Below are 15,971 nucleotides of genomic sequence, written 5' to 3'. Positions count from 1 at the left end.
GCTTCAGAACTCCAGCCGCTCGCGACGGCCCAGTCGCATCACGATCGCCGCGAACGCGAGCGTGACGACGAGCAGGGCGACGCCGATGGTGGTGGCGTAGGCGGCCTGACCGTCCCGGAACGCCTTCTGGTACACGTACAGGACCATCACCGTGGTCGAGTAGTCGGGCCCGCCCGGTCCGGTCGTCATGATCTGAACGACCGCGAACGACTCGGCGCCGAGCGCGAGGATGCCCATGTAGACCCAGCCGGACTGCACGGTGTCCCACAGCAGCGGCAGGGTGATGCGGAAGAAGGTGGTGAAGCGGCTCGCGCCGTCCAGCAGGGCCGCCTCGTACAGCTCGGCCGGGATCGAGGCCATGCCCGCCGAGAACAGGACCACGAAGAAGCCGACCGTGGACCACACCAGGACCGCCATCACGCACCACAGGGCGAGGCTCGGGTCGCCCAGCCACAGCGGCTGGACGTGGTCGAGGCCGATCCCGCGCAGGATCGAGTTGATCGCGCCGCTGTCCGGGTTGTACGCGAAGGCGAACAGCAGCGACACGATCGCGATGGACAGCACCTGCGGGAAGAAATAGACGATTTTGTAGAAGGACGAGCCCCGGACACCCGAGATCACGGGGCCGCCCCTTCTCCGCCGTCCGCCCACATTGATCATGAAGGCGAAGAACAGCGCCAGACTGATCGTCACCAGCGGGAGCACCAGGGCGAACAGCAGACTGTGCTGCAACGACTTCCAGAAGATGTCGTCATCGAGCATCCTCTTGTAGTTGTCGAAGCCGACCATCTTGAAATCGGGGCTCAGGCCGGTCCAGTCCGTGAACGAGTAATAGATGGACTGGATGAACGGCCACACCACGAAGAGCGCGTACAGTCCCAGGGGCAGAACCAGAAACCCCACGATGAACCGGTACTTGCCGTGCTGCATCGCCACTCCGGTGCGTTGAAAAGGTGCTGGTTACTGGTGCTTGTAGTGCTTGATGGACGTGTCCTTCGCCGCCTCGTCGGCGAATCCCTGGATCTTCTTGACGGCCTCGGCCGGGGTGAGCCGGCCGGCCATCATCTCGCCGAGGCCGGCGACACCGATCTTCTCCTTCTGCAGCTGCACATACCAGTCCTGCAGCCGGGGATTCACCACGTTGGATCCGGCCAGCTTGAGCGCCGCCACACCCGACGTCAGGCCGGGGGTGAGGGTGATGCCGGTGGTGCCGCCGTTGTACGCGGTCAGGGACTTCACCTTGGCGGTGAAGTTCTTCGAGGACGCCTCGGAGAGCATGATGCGCAGCTGCTCCATACCGCCCTCGGCGTTCGCGGCCTTGGCCGGGACGATGAACGGCTCACCGCCGGAGGCCCAGATGGTGCCGAACGGCATCTTGTCGGAGCTGTCGATGCCGGAGGGTGCGGAGACGGCCAGGTTGAAGTCCTTCGGAATGACGTTGGCCGACTCGTTCTCCACCCAGGAACCGTTCGGAATGAACAGCGCCTTGCCCTGGGCCCAGGCGGTCTGCGACTGGATGTGGTCCAGGCCCGGAGTGCCCTGGAGGATGTAGCCCTTCTTGTACAGCTCGTAGTACGCCTCGAAACAGGCCTTGACGGCCGGGTGCTTCCAGGCGTTGGGCTCCAGGTTGTCGATCGCGTTCAGGACGTCGACGCCGCCGACCTTGCCGATCATCGGGTAGAGCGAGAAGGGGAGGTAGTACGGGTACTTGCCCGCGTACGTCCAGCCCGCCATGCCCTTCTTCTTGGCCTTCTCGCAGACCTTGAGCATCTCGTCCCAGGTCTCGGGATACTTTTCACCGAGGGAGTCCAGGGCCTTCTGCGAGTACCAGACGCCGTACACCGTGTAGGCGTAGTAGAGGATCCACACCGGCTTGCCGTCGAACTGGCCCATCTCCACGATGCCGGGGCGCAGCGTGTCGCGGACCTTCTTGCTCGGGTCGTCGTACGACGGCGCGTCCAGCAGCGGGGTGAGGTCGGCGAGCTGGTTCTTGCCGACGAGCACGCCCATGTCCATCTGCTCGGCGCCGGAGTTGTCGATGAGGTCCGGCGGGTTGCCCTGGTTGAAGCGGGGCTGCAGGGTGGACTGGATCTTCTGGGTGGCGGAGAACTTCACCTGCGCCTTGGGGAAGTCCTTCTCGTAGATCTTCACCGCGTCCTGGGCGTACTCCTTGCCGAAGCCGCCGTCGAAGAGGACGAATTCCATCTTGGCGGTCTCGTTGACGCCGAGCGGGTTCTTGGCGGTCTTCTTCCCCGCCTTGTCCTTCTTCTGCCCGCCCCCGCCGCTGCTGGCACAGGCGGACAGCAGGCTCATTCCGGGGACCGCGACCAAACCCAGCGCGGCCGAACGCTTGATCAGATTGCGGCGGCCGACACCTTCGGAACCGCTGTTCTCGGCGGAAGTGAATTCCATCAGATTCCTCTCAAGGGAACGACCGGCCGCAGCCGGTGGGGGAACCGCATCGACAGCCGCGCCACGGCGTGGTGCGGGGCGTGGCAGGCGACAGTCACGAAACACGTGCGAGCAGACACGAACCGCCTGTTCGGTGCCGATGCGGCCGAAGGCGGGAGGCTTCGCCCGCCCTCCGCTGGTGTGCCCGGCCCCGGGCGGCATGCGGTGTGCTGCTCGAAGTACCGTCGCACCGTTCCCAACGGCCGGGGCTTCGCCCCACCGCCCGGCAGGCCCAGGCACTGACGGAAATGCTGCGGAACCACTGCTCGCTCCACAACGGCGCCTTGCGGGAGCGGCGGGATGCTTATCGGTATGCGTCCAGTACGACCATCGGCACGGCATTCCAGGCGTTCTTCCGCGGGCGCACCCGGAAGCGGTCCGGGAAACACCGGGCAGCCGCCCGGAAAGTCGCCAGGCGCGCTCCGAAACCCAGGCCCGGCCAGCTCGACGACGGCGCGTTCCTTCCGGACGGGGCCGCCGCCCGGGCCGGACCCAACCGCGGTATTCCGGAGGCGAGTTGGGAGCACTTCCCGAGGATCCTGACGAACAAGGCCGAGCGCGCCGTTCGTCTCGTGAACCCGGTGGACGCCCGCAACAGGGCCCGGCCGGCCCGCTGCGACGCCGATCGGCCGGCGGCGTAGGAAGCCCGCGCGTTGACGCGTGGGTGGAGTCGCGCTCAAGTCCTCGCCTTCCAGGACTCAGGCGGTGAACCGGATCCTCCCCGGCACCGCTGTCGGGTCTGGCTGGGTGGTGCAGGAAGTGCTCGTTCGCGTCTTGCCCCCCGGTGTGTCTCGCACCGGGCGCCGACAGGTATAGTCCACTTCCCGCCAGCGGAGCAAGATCGAATGCAAGGTTCGCCATGGGTCTTTTCCGAGTTGAGACCTCGCGGAAATATGAGCCGCCGGTCGGTACCCTGTGCGAAAAACTCGTGTCATTAGCCCCTGAATGCCACACCCAACACCCTTGACATCAACGGCCACTTGACCACCTACTGGTTCCTGCGCACCGAAGTTGACAACGTTGTCCAGAGCGGTGTCAGGAGGGGAATCCGTAGATGCAGCGGAGAACTCGGCACAGATGGGGCCCGGCGGTCGTCCTCACGGCCGCCTTTGTCATGGCCGTCGGCGCCCAGGGCGCGGCGGTCGCCCTGCCCGCCAAGACTCCGGCCGCCGACCGGGAGTTCGCATCCTCGTTCGAGACGGGTGATCCGGCTCCGGACTGGCTCAATACCGTCGACACCACGCCGGACGGCACCAAGCGCGCATCGGGTGTCGACGGCGGTTACAGCACCGGCATACCGGGCAATGTGAACGACCATGTCACCGAGGTCCGGGCGAGCGGCGAGAACACGGGCGCGGGCGAGGTCAAGGAGAACCTGGTCGACGGCGATCCCGGCACCAAGTGGCTGACCTTCGAGCCCACCGGCTGGGCCGAGTTCGACCTCGACAAGCCCGTCAAGCTGGCGACGTACGCGCTCACCTCGGCCAACGACTACGCCGAGCGCGACCCGAGGGACTGGACGCTGCTCGGCTCCACCGACGGCAAGGACTGGAAGACGGTCGACACGCGCTCCGGCGAGACCTTCTCCGAGCGGTTCCAGACCAAGTCCTACGACCTGGCCGAGCCGGCCGAGTACCAGCACTTCCGGCTGGAGGTCACGAGGAACAACGGCGCCTCCGGCATACTCCAGCTCGCCGACGTGCAGTTCTCCACCGGCGCCGGGGGCGGCCCGGTGCCGCAGGACATGCTGACGCTGGTCGACAAGGGCCCGACCGCCTCGCCGACGGCCAAGGCCCGGGTGGGGTTCACCGGGAAGCGGGCGCTGCGCTACGCCGGGCGGCACACCGCGGGCGGCCGGGCGTACTCGTACAACAAGGTCTTCGACGTCAACGTGAAGGTCGGCGGCGACACCCAGCTGTCGTACCGGATCTTTCCGCAGATGGCCGACGGCGACCGGGACTACGACGCCACGAACGTCTCGCTCGACCTGGCCTTCACCGACGGCACGTATCTGAGTGATCTGGGCGCGCAGGACCAGCACGGGTTCCCGCTGTCGCCGCGCGGGCAGGGCGACTCGAAGTCGCTGTACGTCAACCAGTGGAACAACGTGGTCGCGCGGATCGGTGCGGTGGCGGCCGGCAAGACGGTCGACCGGATCCTGGTGGCGTACGACTCCCCCGCGGGTCCGGCGAAGTTCCGGGGCTGGATCGACGACGTGGCGATCAAGCCCGTACCGCCCGAGGAGCCGAAGGCGCATCTGTCGGACTACGCGCTGACCACGCGCGGCACCAACTCCAGCGGCAGCTTCTCGCGCGGCAACAACTTCCCGGCGACCGCGCTTCCGCACGGTTTCAACTTCTGGACGCCGGTGACCAACGCCTCGTCGCTGAGCTGGCTGTACGAGTACGCACATGCGAACAACGACGACAACCTGCCCACGATCCAGGCGTTCAGCGCGAGTCATGAACCGAGCCCGTGGATGGGTGACCGGCAGACCTTCCAGGTGATGCCGTCGGCCGCGTCCGGCGCCCCGGACACCGGCCGCGAGGCGCGCGCGCTGCCGTTCCGGCACGAGAACGAGACCGCGCGGCCGTATTACTACGGCGTGCGTTTCGAAAACGGTCTCAAGGCCGAGATGACGCCCACCGACCACGCGGCGATGCTGCGCTTCACCTATCCCGGCGACGACGCGAGCGTGCTGTTCGACAACGTGACCGAGCAGGCGGGCCTGACGCTCGACAAGGAGCACGGGATCGTCACCGGTTACTCGGACGTGAAGTCGGGCCTGTCCACCGGGGCCACCCGGCTGTTCGTGTACGGCGAGTTCGACCGGCCGGTGACGGACGGCGGATCGAGCGGGGTGAAGGGTTACCTGCGTTTCGACGCGGGCGCGGACCACACCGTCACGCTGCGCCTGGCGACCTCGCTGATCAGCATCGACCAGGCGAAGGACAACCTGGGCCAGGAGATCCCGGACGGCACCTCCTTCGACACGGTCAAGGAGCGGGCGCAGCGCACCTGGGACAGCCTGCTCGGCAAGGTCGAGGTGGAGGGCGCGACCCCGGACCAGCTGACCACGCTGTACTCCAGCATGTACCGGCTGTACCTGTACCCGAACTCGGGCTTCGAGAAGGTCGGCGACACCTACCAGTACGCCTCCCCCTTCTCCCCCATGCCGAGCCAGGACACCCCGACCCATACCGGCGCCAAGATCGTCGACGGCAAGGTGTACGTCAACAACGGTTTCTGGGACACCTACCGGACCACGTGGCCGGCGTACTCCTTCCTGACGCCCTCTCAGGCGGGTGAGATGGTCGACGGGTTCGTGCAGCAGTACAAGGACGGCGGCTGGACCTCGCGCTGGTCCTCCCCGGGCTACGCCGACCTGATGACCGGCACCTCGGCGGACGTGGCGTTCGCGGACGCGTATGTGAAGGGCGTGAAGTTCGACGCGCAGGCGGCCTACGACGCGGCCTTGAAGAACGCGACCGTCGTGCCGCCGATGTCCGGTGTGGGCCGCAAGGGCATGAGCACCTCGCCGTTCCTCGGCTACACCAGCACCGACACCGCCGAGGGCCTGTCCTGGGCGATGGAGGGATACGTCAACGACTACGGCATCGCGAGGATGGGCGAGGCCCTGTACCGGAAGACGGGCGAGCGGCACTACAAGGAGGAGTCCGCGTACTTCCTCAACCGTGCCCGGGACTATGTGAACCTGTTCGACCCCAAGGCGGCGGGCGGCTTCTTCCAGGGCCGTGACGCCAAGGGCGACTGGCGGGCCGACTCCTCGACGTACGACCCGCGCGTCTGGGGGTACGACTACACCGAGACCAACGGCTGGGGGTACGCCTTCAGCGTTCCGCAGGACAGCAGGGGCCTGGCCAACCTCTACGGCGGCCGGCAGGGTCTCGCCGGGAAGCTGGACGCGTTCTTCTCCACCCCGGAAACCGCCTCCCCGGACCACGTCGGCTCCTACGGCGGTGTCATACACGAGATGACCGAGGCACGGGACGTCCGGATGGGCATGCTCGGGCAGTCCAACCAGCCCGCGCACCACATCCCGTACATGTACGACGCGGCCGGCGAGCCCTGGAAGACGCAGGCGACGGTCCGGGAGATCCTCTCCCGGCTCTACCTCGGCAGCGAGATCGGGCAGGGCTACCACGGTGACGAGGACAACGGCGAGCAGTCGGGCTGGTACCTCTTCTCCGCGCTCGGCTTCTATCCGCTGGTGATGGGCAGCGGCGAGTACGCCATCGGCTCCCCGCTGTTCAAGAAGGTCACCGTGCACCTGGAGAACGGCCGCGACCTGGTGATCAAGGCGCCCGGTAACAGCGCCAGGAACGTCTACGTCCAGGGCGTGACGTTCAACGGCCGCCCCTGGACGTCGACCTCGCTGCCCCACTCGCTGCTGTCCAAGGGCGGGGTGCTGCAGTTCTCCATGGGCGCCAGGCCCTCGGCATGGGGCACGGGCAGGAACGCCGCCCCCGTCTCGATCACCCAGGACGACAAGGTGCCGGCGCCCCGCACGGACGTCCTGAAGGGTGACGGCGCGCTCTTCGACGACACCTCGGCGACGGACGCCACGGTCACCTCGGTGGATCTGCCGGTGGACGGGGCCGTGAAGCCCGTCCAGTACACGCTGACCTCCTCGACGGACCACACCAGGGCGCCGACCGGCTGGACCCTCCAGGGCTCCTCGGACGGCACCACCTGGCAGACCCTGGACCACCGCTCCGGCGAGTCGTTCGCCTGGGACCGCCAGACCCGGGCGTTCACGATCACCACGCCGGGCACGTACACGAAGTACCGGCTGGTCCTGGACGGCGAGTCGACGCTGGCGGAGGTGGAGCTGCTGGCCTGACAGGGATACGGGGGGAGGGGGCGGGCCCGTCCGGGTCCCGCCCCCTTGTCGTGCGGTTGTCATGCGGTTGTCATGCGGCCGGTCAGCCGGTGGCCGCAGTCCTTGTTCCGAACGGGACCGTCGCGCACCACCCGTCGCACCAGCCGCAGGGATGTCAACGGGCCCCACCGGTAGCACAGAAGGCTGCGTACGCGCGATGGGCGCACGCCTGGATCACCCGGTCGGGCTAGCTCAAGTGTGTTGACATCGTTGTCGGTTACGGCGGTAGAGTCATGTACAGACCATCAGACAACGTTGTCGGCCATGTGGCCTATCTCACAAGCCAGCACCACCCGGGCGGGTTTCCGACACCCCCCTCACCCGCCCGGCTCGCGGACCCGGTGCATAGGAACACCGGGTCCGCCCCGAGCAATTCGCGGCGCGGAGGCAGGAATTCACCGGCGACATCCGGCCCCGCCTCCACGCTCGCGACCAGGGACGATTCACGTCGACCGGGACGGAACACGCGTCCGGCTCGCGGACAGGGCATAGCCACCCAGTGAAGGCCGGTGCTACAAAGGCCGCATGTCGGACATGACTGACCGATTCAGGCGTCTGTCCTGGCGATCTGTGATCGGCAAGAGCCCTCGGAGCGTCGCCGGGCAGGTCTTCCTCCTGCAGGTGGCGCTGGTCGCGGTGCTCGTCCTCTGCGGCGTCCTCGCCCTGGTCCTGCAGTCGGAGCGGGACACCGGCACCGAGGCCAGGCGCCGGTCCATAGCCGTCGCCCAGACCTTCGCGCACTCCCCCGGCATCGTGCAGGCCCTGGGGACGCCGCACCCGTCCAAGATCCTCCAGCCGCTCACCGAAGCGGGCCGCAAGTCGGCCGGCGTGGACTTCATCGTGGTCATGGACACCCACGGCATCCGCTACACCCACCCGATCCCGAGCAAGATCGGGCACCGGTTCGTGGGCACGATCGGACCGTCGCTGGCCGGCAAGGTCTACACGGAGAGCGTCCACGGCCCGCTGGGTCACGAGGAACAGGCGACCGTTCCGATCAGGGACACCCATGGCAAGGTCGTCGCCCTCGTCTCGGCCGGGATGAAGGTCAAGAACATCACCAGCCAGGTGGACCGGCAGCTGCCGATCATCGTGGCCGCCGGGGCCATGACCCTCGTGGTGTCGACCGCGGGCACGGCGCTGGTGGGCAGGCGGCTGCGACGGCAGACCCACAGCCTGGCCCCGGACGAGATGACCCGCATGTACGAGCACCACGACACGGTGCTGCACTCGGTGCGCGAAGGCGTGCTCATCGTCGCCGCCGACGGGCGGCTGCTGCTGGTCAACGACGAGGCCCGGCGGCTGCTGGAGCTGCCGGCCGAGGCCGAGGGACAGCTGGTGTCCCAGCTGCCGGGCCTGGACCCGGACATCGTGGACCTGCTCCTCTCCGGGCGCGAGGCCAGCGACGAGGTGCTGTTCGCCGGCGAACGGCTGCTGGCGGTCAACCAGCGGGCCACGGACCGGGCCGGCTGCCCCGGAGGCAGGGTGGTGACCCTCCGGGACTCCACCGAGCTCCAGGCCCTGTCCGGGCGGGCGGAGGTCGCCAGGGAGCGGCTCACGCTGCTGTACGACGCCGGTCTGGGCATAGGGACCACCCTGGACGTGGAGCGCACGGCGGAGGAGCTGGCGCAGGTCGCCGTGCCGCGCTTCGCCGACTTCGTCACCGTGGACCTGGCCGACGCCGTGCTGCACGGCGAGGAGCCGGCCTCCACCGCGACGGACATGCGGCGCATCGCCATCCACGGCGTCCGGGACGACCATCCGCTCTACGAGAAGGACCGGCTGATCCACTTCGTGCCGTCCACGCCCCAGGCGCGGGGGTACGGCTCCGGCCGTTCGGAACTGGTGGCCGACCTGACCGCCGTGCAGGACTGGCACGCGCAGGATCCGCGGCGCGCCCGGGAGATCCTCGACTACGGCATCCAGTCGCTCATCGTCGCCCCGATCCGGGCCCGCGGTGAGGTGCTGGGCATGGCGACCTTCTGGCGTGCCAAGCGGGAGCTCTTCGAGGAGGAGGACCTGTCGCTGGCCGAGGAGCTGGTGGCCCGCGCCGCGGTCAGCATCGACAACGCCCGCCGGTACGCCCGTGAGCACGCGCTGGCGGTCACCCTGCAGCGCAGTCTGCTGCCGCGGGCGCTGCCCGAGCAGAGCGCCCTCGACATCGGTTACCGCTATCTTCCCGCGCAGTCGGGGGTGAGCGGGGACTGGTTCGACGTGATCCCGCTGCCGGGGAGCCGGGTGGCGCTGGTCGTCGGTGACGTGGTCGGCCACGGCCTGCACGCGGCCGCCACCATGGGACGGCTGCGCACCGCGGTGCACAACTTCGCCACCCTCGACCTGCCGCCCGACGAGCTGCTGGGCCATCTGGACGACCTGGTCGGCCGCATCGACCAGGACGAGGCCTGTGCGGAGGCGGCCGGGGAGATCACCGGCGCGACCTGTCTGTACGCCATCTACGACCCGGTGACCCGCCGCTGCACCATGGCGCGGGCGGGGCATCTGGCACCGGCCCTGGTCGGCCCCGACGGCAGCGTCACCTTCGCCGACCTGCCGGCCGGGCCCCCGCTCGGCATCGGGGGCATGCCGTTCCAGACGGCGGAGCTCGAGCTGGCCGAGGGCACCGAGCTCGTGCTGTACACCGACGGTCTCATCGAGGACCGCGCCCGCGACCTGGACGTGGGCATGGAGCTGCTGGCGCAGGCCCTGGCGGGCAATCCCGGCCGGGCACCGGACGAGAGCTGCCAGGCGGTGCTGGACGAGCTGCTGCCCGGTCGGCCCACGGACGACGTCGCGCTGCTCGTCGCGCGCACCCGGGCGCTGACGCCCGAGCAGGTCGCCGAGTGGGACGTGCCCACCGATCCGGCGGCCGTGTCGGACATGCGCCTGGCGGTGTCCGGGAAACTGGACGAGTGGGGCCTTGCCGAGCTGGTCTTCGCCACGGAACTCGTGCTCAGCGAGCTGATCACCAACGCCATCCGCTACGGCGGCGCGCCGATCCGGGTACGGCTGATCCGTGACCGCACGCTGATCTGCGAGGTGTCCGACGGCAGCAACACCTCGCCGCACCTGCGGTACGCCGGGACCACCGACGAGGGTGGCCGCGGGCTGTTCCTGGTGTCGCAGATGACCGAGCGCTGGGGCGTGCGGTACAGCCCGCAGGGCAAGGTGATCTGGGCGGAGCAGGCACTGCCGTAGGGCACTGGCGGGGCAGCTCACAGGGGGCTGTGCGGCGGCCCGGACCGGTGCGCCGAGGAGGCTTCCGCGTTCCTGGACGACGGCTCGGCGGCCGGAAGTTCGATGCGGAACTCGGTGCGACCCGGCGCGCTGTGGACGTCGATACGGCCCTGGTGCGCGCCGGTGATCGCCGCCGCCACCGCGAGGCCGGCCCCGAGCCGCCCTCGCCGAGGCCCGTGCGGGTGCGGGAGGGGTCGGCGCGGGGGAAGGGGTCGAAGACCGCGGGGAGCAGGTCGGCAGGGATGCCCGCGCCGTCGTCGCGGACGCGGACGGTGTGGTGGCCGGCGGTGGTCTCGACGGCGACGGTGACGGTCGTACCGGGCGGGGTGTGTACGCAGGCGTTGACGAGCAGCGCGGTCACCGCCTGCTTCAGGCGCGGGCCGTCGCCGACGACCGGGGCCGGGGAGGCGGCGGGGAGTCCGAGTGGCCAGACGTGGTCCGCTCCGGACGTACGGGACTCCCGTACCGCTTCCGCGACCACTGCCGCGAGGTCCGCCTCAGCCGCGTGCAGGGGCCGGCCCGTGTCCAGCCGGGCGGGCAGGAGCCGGTCCTCCACGAGACCCGTCATCCGGGCCGGCTCGGCCGTGATGCGGTGCCGGGCCGTGCCGGGGGCGACGCGGTGACCCGGTCGCGGGGGACGGCGAAGGGCCGCACCCCCGGTGCCGGGGATGCGGCCCTGAACCGCTGTGCCGGTCCGCCTACTTGCGGATCAGGTTGCGGAGCACGTACTGCATGATGCCGCCGTTGCGGTAGTAGTCGGCCTCACCGGGGGTGTCGATGCGGACGACCGCGTCGAACTCGACACCGGTGTCGGTGGTGACCTTGACCGTGCGCGGCGTGGTGCCCTCGTTCAGCTCGGTCACGCCGGAGATGGAGAAGGTCTCCTCACCGGTCAGACCGAGGGACTCGGCGGTGGAGCCCTCCGGGAACTGCAGCGGCAGGACGCCCATGCCGATGAGGTTCGAGCGGTGGATGCGCTCGTAGGACTCGGCGATGACGGCCTTGACGCCGAGCAGCGCGGTGCCCTTGGCGGCCCAGTCGCGGGACGAACCGGAGCCGTACTCCTTGCCGGCCAGGACGACCAGCGGGATGCCCTGCTCGATGTAGTTGCGGGAGGCGTCGTAGATGAACGACACCGGGCCGCCGGCCTGGGTGAAGTCGCGGGTGTAGCCGCCCTCGGTGCCCGGCGCGATCTGGTTGCGCAGGCGGATGTTGGCGAACGTACCGCGGATCATGACCTCGTGGTTGCCGCGGCGGGAACCGTAGCTGTTGAAGTCGCGGCGCTCGACGCCGTGCTCCGTGAGGTACTGGCCGGCCGGGGTGTCGGCCTTGATGGCACCGGCCGGGGAGATGTGGTCGGTGGTGACCGAGTCGCCCAGCTTGGCCAGGACACGGGCGCCGGCGATGTCCTCGACCGGGGCCGGCTCCATGCCCATGCCCTCGAAGTACGGGGGCTTGCGGACGTAGGTGGACTGCGGGTCCCACTCGAAGGTGTTGCCGGTCGGGACCGGGAGGGACTGCCACTGGGCGTCGCCCGCGAAGACGTCCTGGTACGACTTCGAGAACATGTCCTCGCCGATGGCGCTCGCGACGACCTCGTTGACCTCGGCCTCGGTCGGCCAGATGTCCTTCAGGTAGACCGGGTTGCCGTCCTGGTCGGTGCCCAGGGAGTCACGGGTGATGTCCACCTTCATGGAGCCCGCGATGGCGTACGCGACGACCAGCGGCGGGGACGCCAGGTAGTTCATCTTGACGTCGGGGTTGATCCGGCCCTCGAAGTTCCGGTTGCCGGAGAGGACCGAGGTGACCGCGAGGTCGTGGTCGTTGACGGCCTTGGAGACCTCCTCCGGCAGCGGGCCGGAGTTGCCGATGCAGGTGGTGCAGCCGTAGCCGACGAGGTTGAAGCCCAGCTTGTCCAGGTACGGGGTGAGGCCGGCCTTCTCGAAGTAGTCGGTGACGACCTTCGAACCCGGGGCGAGGGTGGACTTGACCCACGGCTTGCGGGACAGGCCCTTCTCGACCGCCTTCTTGGCGACCAGGGCGGCGCCGATCATGACGTACGGGTTGGAGGTGTTGGTGCAGGAGGTGATGGCCGCGACCGTCACCGCACCGTGGTCCAGCTCGTAGGTGGTGCCGTCGGGGGCGGTGACCGGAACCGGGTTGGACGGGAAGCCGTTCGGGTGGACGGCCGGGGCGTCGGAGGCCGGGAAGGACTCCTTGCCCGCCTCGTCGATGTCGTCCACGTAGTTGCGGACGTCCTGCTTGAACTGCTCGGCGGCGTTGGCGAGGACGATGCGGTCCTGCGGGCGCTTCGGGCCGGCGATGGACGGAACGACGGTCGACAGGTCCAGCTCGAGCTTCTCGGAGAAGTCCGGCTCGGCCTTCGGGTCCAGCCAGAGGCCCTGCTGCTTGGCGTAGGCCTCGACGAGCGCGACCTGCTGCTCGGAGCGGCCGGTCAGGCGCAGGTAGTTCAGGGTCTCGTCGTCGATCGGGAAGATCGCGGCGGTGGAGCCGAACTCCGGCGACATGTTGCCGATGGTGGCGCGGTTGGCGAGGGAGGTGGCGGCGACACCCTCGCCGTAGAACTCGACGAACTTGCCGACCACACCGTGCTTGCGGAGCATCTCGGTGATGGTGAGCACGAGGTCGGTGGCGGTGGTGCCGGTGGGCAGCTCGCCGGTGAGCTTGAAGCCGACGACGCGCGGGATGAGCATGGAGACCGGCTGGCCGAGCATGGCGGCCTCGGCCTCGATGCCGCCGACGCCCCAGCCGAGGACGCCGAGGCCGTTGACCATCGTGGTGTGCGAGTCGGTGCCGACCAGGGTGTCCGGGTAGGCCTTGCCGTCGCGGACCATCACGACACGGGCCAGGTGCTCGATGTTGACCTGGTGGACGATGCCGGTGCCCGGCGGGACGACCTTGAACTCGTCGAAGGCGGTCTGGCCCCAGCGCAGGAACTGGTAGCGCTCCTTGTTGCGGCCGTACTCCAGCTCGACGTTCTGCTTGAAGGCGTCGTTGGTGCCGAACTTGTCGGCGATGACGGAGTGGTCGATGACCAGCTCGGCCGGCGCCAGCGGGTTGATCTTGGCGGGGTCGCCGCCGAGCTCCTTCACGGCCTCACGCATGGTCGCGAGGTCCACCACACAGGGCACGCCGGTGAAGTCCTGCATGATCACGCGGGCCGGCGTGAACTGGATCTCCTGGCTGGGCTGGGCCTGCGAGTCCCAGTTGCCGAGCGCGCGGATGTGGTCGGCGGTGATGTTCGCGCCGTCCTCCGTGCGGAGCAGGTTCTCCAGCAGGACCTTGAGGCTGTACGGCAGGCGGGCCGAGCCCTCCACCTTGTCCAGCCGGAAGATCTCGTACGACTCGTCGCCCACCTGCAGCGTGCTGCGGGCGTCGAAGCTGTTCGCCGACACGACAGTCTCCTTCATTGATGTGCGCGTACCACCGTCAATCCTGCCGCCACCCCGGCTGGGCCGATCCGCTAAGGTAAGGCTAAGTTAGGTAACCCTTAGTGGGTGGCGACTGCGGTGCGCCTGGCAGATATCTCGATGTCGAGATAACTCTAGTACATGGGGGCCGGATGGTCATGCCCGGACACCCCGCCGGGCCGGTCGCACGGGACGGATCGGCGACGTCACGCCTGGATTCACCCCCTACGGGGAGGGTAGGGGAGATAACGGGCACTCACCACGAACCGGATGGAATGCGGCGCCCCCGCAGGCCGGTGACACGCCGTCACCCGAATGGCCCCCCTGACGGGCACCATCTCATATCTGAGATAACCTCAACCTCATGGCAGACGACTACCTCGTACGCATCGGCAAGCTCATCCGTGACGCCCGGCAACACCGGGGCTGGACACAGACGCAGCTCGCGGAGGCGCTCGGCACCAGTCAGAGCGCGGTCAACCGCATCGAGCGCGGGAACCAGAACATCAGCCTTGAGATGATTGCCCGGATCGGCGAAGCGCTGGACAGCGAGATCGTGTCGCTGGGTTACGCGGGCCCGATGCATCTGCGCGTGGTCGGCGGTCGCCGTCTGTCCGGCGCCATCGACGTGAAGACCAGCAAGAACGCCTGCGTGGCGCTGCTGTGCGCCTCGCTGCTCAACAAGGGCCGCACGGTGCTGCGCCGGGTGGCCCGTATCGAGGAGGTGTACCGCCTGCTGGAGGTGCTCAACTCCATCGGCGTGCGCACCCGCTGGATCAACGACGGCGTCGACCTGGAACTGGTGCCGCCGGCCGAGCTGGAGATGGCGGCGATCGACGCGGAGGCCGCCGTACGCACCCGCTCGATCATCATGTTCTTCGGCCCGCTGCTGCACCGCATGGACCACTTCAAGCTGCCGTACGCCGGCGGCTGCGACCTCGGCACGCGGACCATCGAGCCGCACATGATCGCGCTGCGCCGGTTCGGCCTGGACATCGCGGCCACCGAGGGCCAGTACCACGCGCAGGTCGACCGCACGGTCCGCCTCGACCGGCCGATCGTGCTGACCGAGCGCGGCGACACCGTGACCGAGAACGCGCTGCTGGCCGCCGCCCGGCACGACGGCGTGACGGTCATCCGCAACGCCTCCTCCAACTACATGGTCCAGGACCTGTGTTTCTTCCTGGAGGCGCTGGGCGTCAAGGTCGAGGGCGTCGGCACCACCACGCTGACCGTGCACGGCGTGCCGAACATCGACGTCGACGTGGACTACTCCCCCTCCGAGGACCCGGTCGAGGCGATGAGCCTGCTGGCCGCCGCGGTGGTGACGGAGTCCGAACTGACCGTGCGCCGCGTCCCCATCGAGTTCCTGGAGATCGAGCTGGCGGTCCTGGAGGAGATGGGCCTCGACCACGACCGGTCGCCCGAGTACTTCGCGGACAACGGCCGCACCCGCCTGGTCGACCTGACGGTCCGCCCCTCCAAGCTCGAAGCCCCGATCGACAAGATCCACCCCATGCCCTTCCCGGGCCTGAACATCGACAACGTCCCGTTCTTCGCGGCGATCGCGGCCGTCGCGCAGGGCAAGACGCTCATCCACGACTGGGTCTACGACAACCGCGCGATCTACCTCACCGACCTCAACCGCCTCGGCGGCCGCCTCCAGCTCCTCGACCCGCACCGGGTCCTGGTCGAGGGCCCGACCCGCTGGCGCGCCGCCGAGATGATGTGCCCGCCGGCCCTGCGCCCCGCCGTGGTCGTCCTGCTGGCGATGATGGCGGCCGAGGGCACGTCCGTACTGCGGAACGTGTATGTCATCAACCGGGGTTACGAGGATCTCGCCGAGCGGCTGAACTCCGTCGGGGCGCAGATCGAGATCTTCCGGGACATCTGACGGGCCTGCGCACTACCGCCGCCACACCCCTCCCGGGCCCGCACGAACGCGGGCCCGG

Annotated in this window: 6 protein-coding genes and 1 pseudogene; 3 read left to right on the top strand and 4 right to left on the bottom strand. The window is 68.8% G+C overall.

The genetic code is table 11. From position 1 onward, the window contains the following. Positions 1-3: 3 nt before the first annotated feature. Positions 4-930: a carbohydrate ABC transporter permease gene (locus tag ACWDEN_RS44205; RefSeq protein ID WP_351613112.1), complete on the bottom strand. Its 927-nt coding sequence runs from the start codon at positions 928-930 to the stop codon at positions 4-6. A 30-nt stretch (positions 931-960) separates the two neighbouring features. After that, on the bottom strand, positions 961-2,412 hold the full coding sequence (gene ngcE, locus ACWDEN_RS44200) for an N-acetylglucosamine/diacetylchitobiose ABC transporter substrate-binding protein (RefSeq protein WP_351613109.1): 1,452 nt from the start codon (positions 2,410-2,412) through the stop codon (positions 961-963). Between the two features lie 1,093 nt (positions 2,413-3,505). Between ngcE and ACWDEN_RS44195 the strand changes: the two genes are divergently transcribed. Then, complete coding sequence (locus tag ACWDEN_RS44195) at positions 3,506-7,315, top strand: GH92 family glycosyl hydrolase (RefSeq protein WP_450863657.1); 3,810 nt, start codon at positions 3,506-3,508, stop codon at positions 7,313-7,315. A 564-nt stretch (positions 7,316-7,879) separates the two neighbouring features. Next, complete coding sequence (locus ACWDEN_RS44190) at positions 7,880-10,549, top strand: SpoIIE family protein phosphatase (RefSeq protein ID WP_450863656.1); 2,670 nt, start codon at positions 7,880-7,882, stop codon at positions 10,547-10,549. Between the two features lie 265 nt (positions 10,550-10,814). On the opposite strand, the pseudogene ACWDEN_RS44185 reads toward ACWDEN_RS44190, so the two are convergent. Both ACWDEN_RS44185 and acnA read right to left on the bottom strand, forming a co-directional pair. After that, positions 10,815-11,156 (bottom strand): annotated as a pseudogene (locus tag ACWDEN_RS44185) (sensor histidine kinase); the annotation flags it as partial. Between the two features lie 130 nt (positions 11,157-11,286). Next, a complete protein-coding gene (gene acnA, locus ACWDEN_RS44180) occupies positions 11,287-14,004 on the bottom strand; it encodes an aconitate hydratase AcnA (protein ID WP_450863655.1) in 2,718 nt (905 codons plus the stop codon). A 379-nt stretch (positions 14,005-14,383) separates the two neighbouring features. Here acnA and ACWDEN_RS44175 point away from each other — a divergent pair, with 379 nt between their 5' ends. Beyond that, positions 14,384-15,913, top strand: a complete 1,530-nt coding sequence (locus tag ACWDEN_RS44175; RefSeq protein WP_450863653.1) for a helix-turn-helix domain-containing protein — start codon at positions 14,384-14,386, stop codon at positions 15,911-15,913. The last annotated feature ends 58 nt before the right edge of the window (positions 15,914-15,971 follow it).

The sequence above is a fragment of the Streptomyces sp. NPDC001153 genome (genome assembly GCF_053598315.1).
This window is presented reverse-complemented; position numbering and strand designations above follow the sequence as displayed.

Coding starts and splice junctions, on each gene's coding strand:
- ACWDEN_RS44205 (WP_351613112.1), bottom strand. CDS start 930: ATGCAGCACGGCAAGTACCGGTTCATCGTGGGGTTTCTGGTTCTGCCC.
- ngcE (WP_351613109.1), bottom strand. CDS start 2,412: ATGGAATTCACTTCCGCCGAGAACAGCGGTTCCGAAGGTGTCGGCCGC.
- ACWDEN_RS44195 (WP_450863657.1), top strand. CDS start 3,506: ATGCAGCGGAGAACTCGGCACAGATGGGGCCCGGCGGTCGTCCTCACG.
- ACWDEN_RS44190 (WP_450863656.1), top strand. CDS start 7,880: ATGTCGGACATGACTGACCGATTCAGGCGTCTGTCCTGGCGATCTGTG.
- ACWDEN_RS44175 (WP_450863653.1), top strand. CDS start 14,384: ATGGCAGACGACTACCTCGTACGCATCGGCAAGCTCATCCGTGACGCC.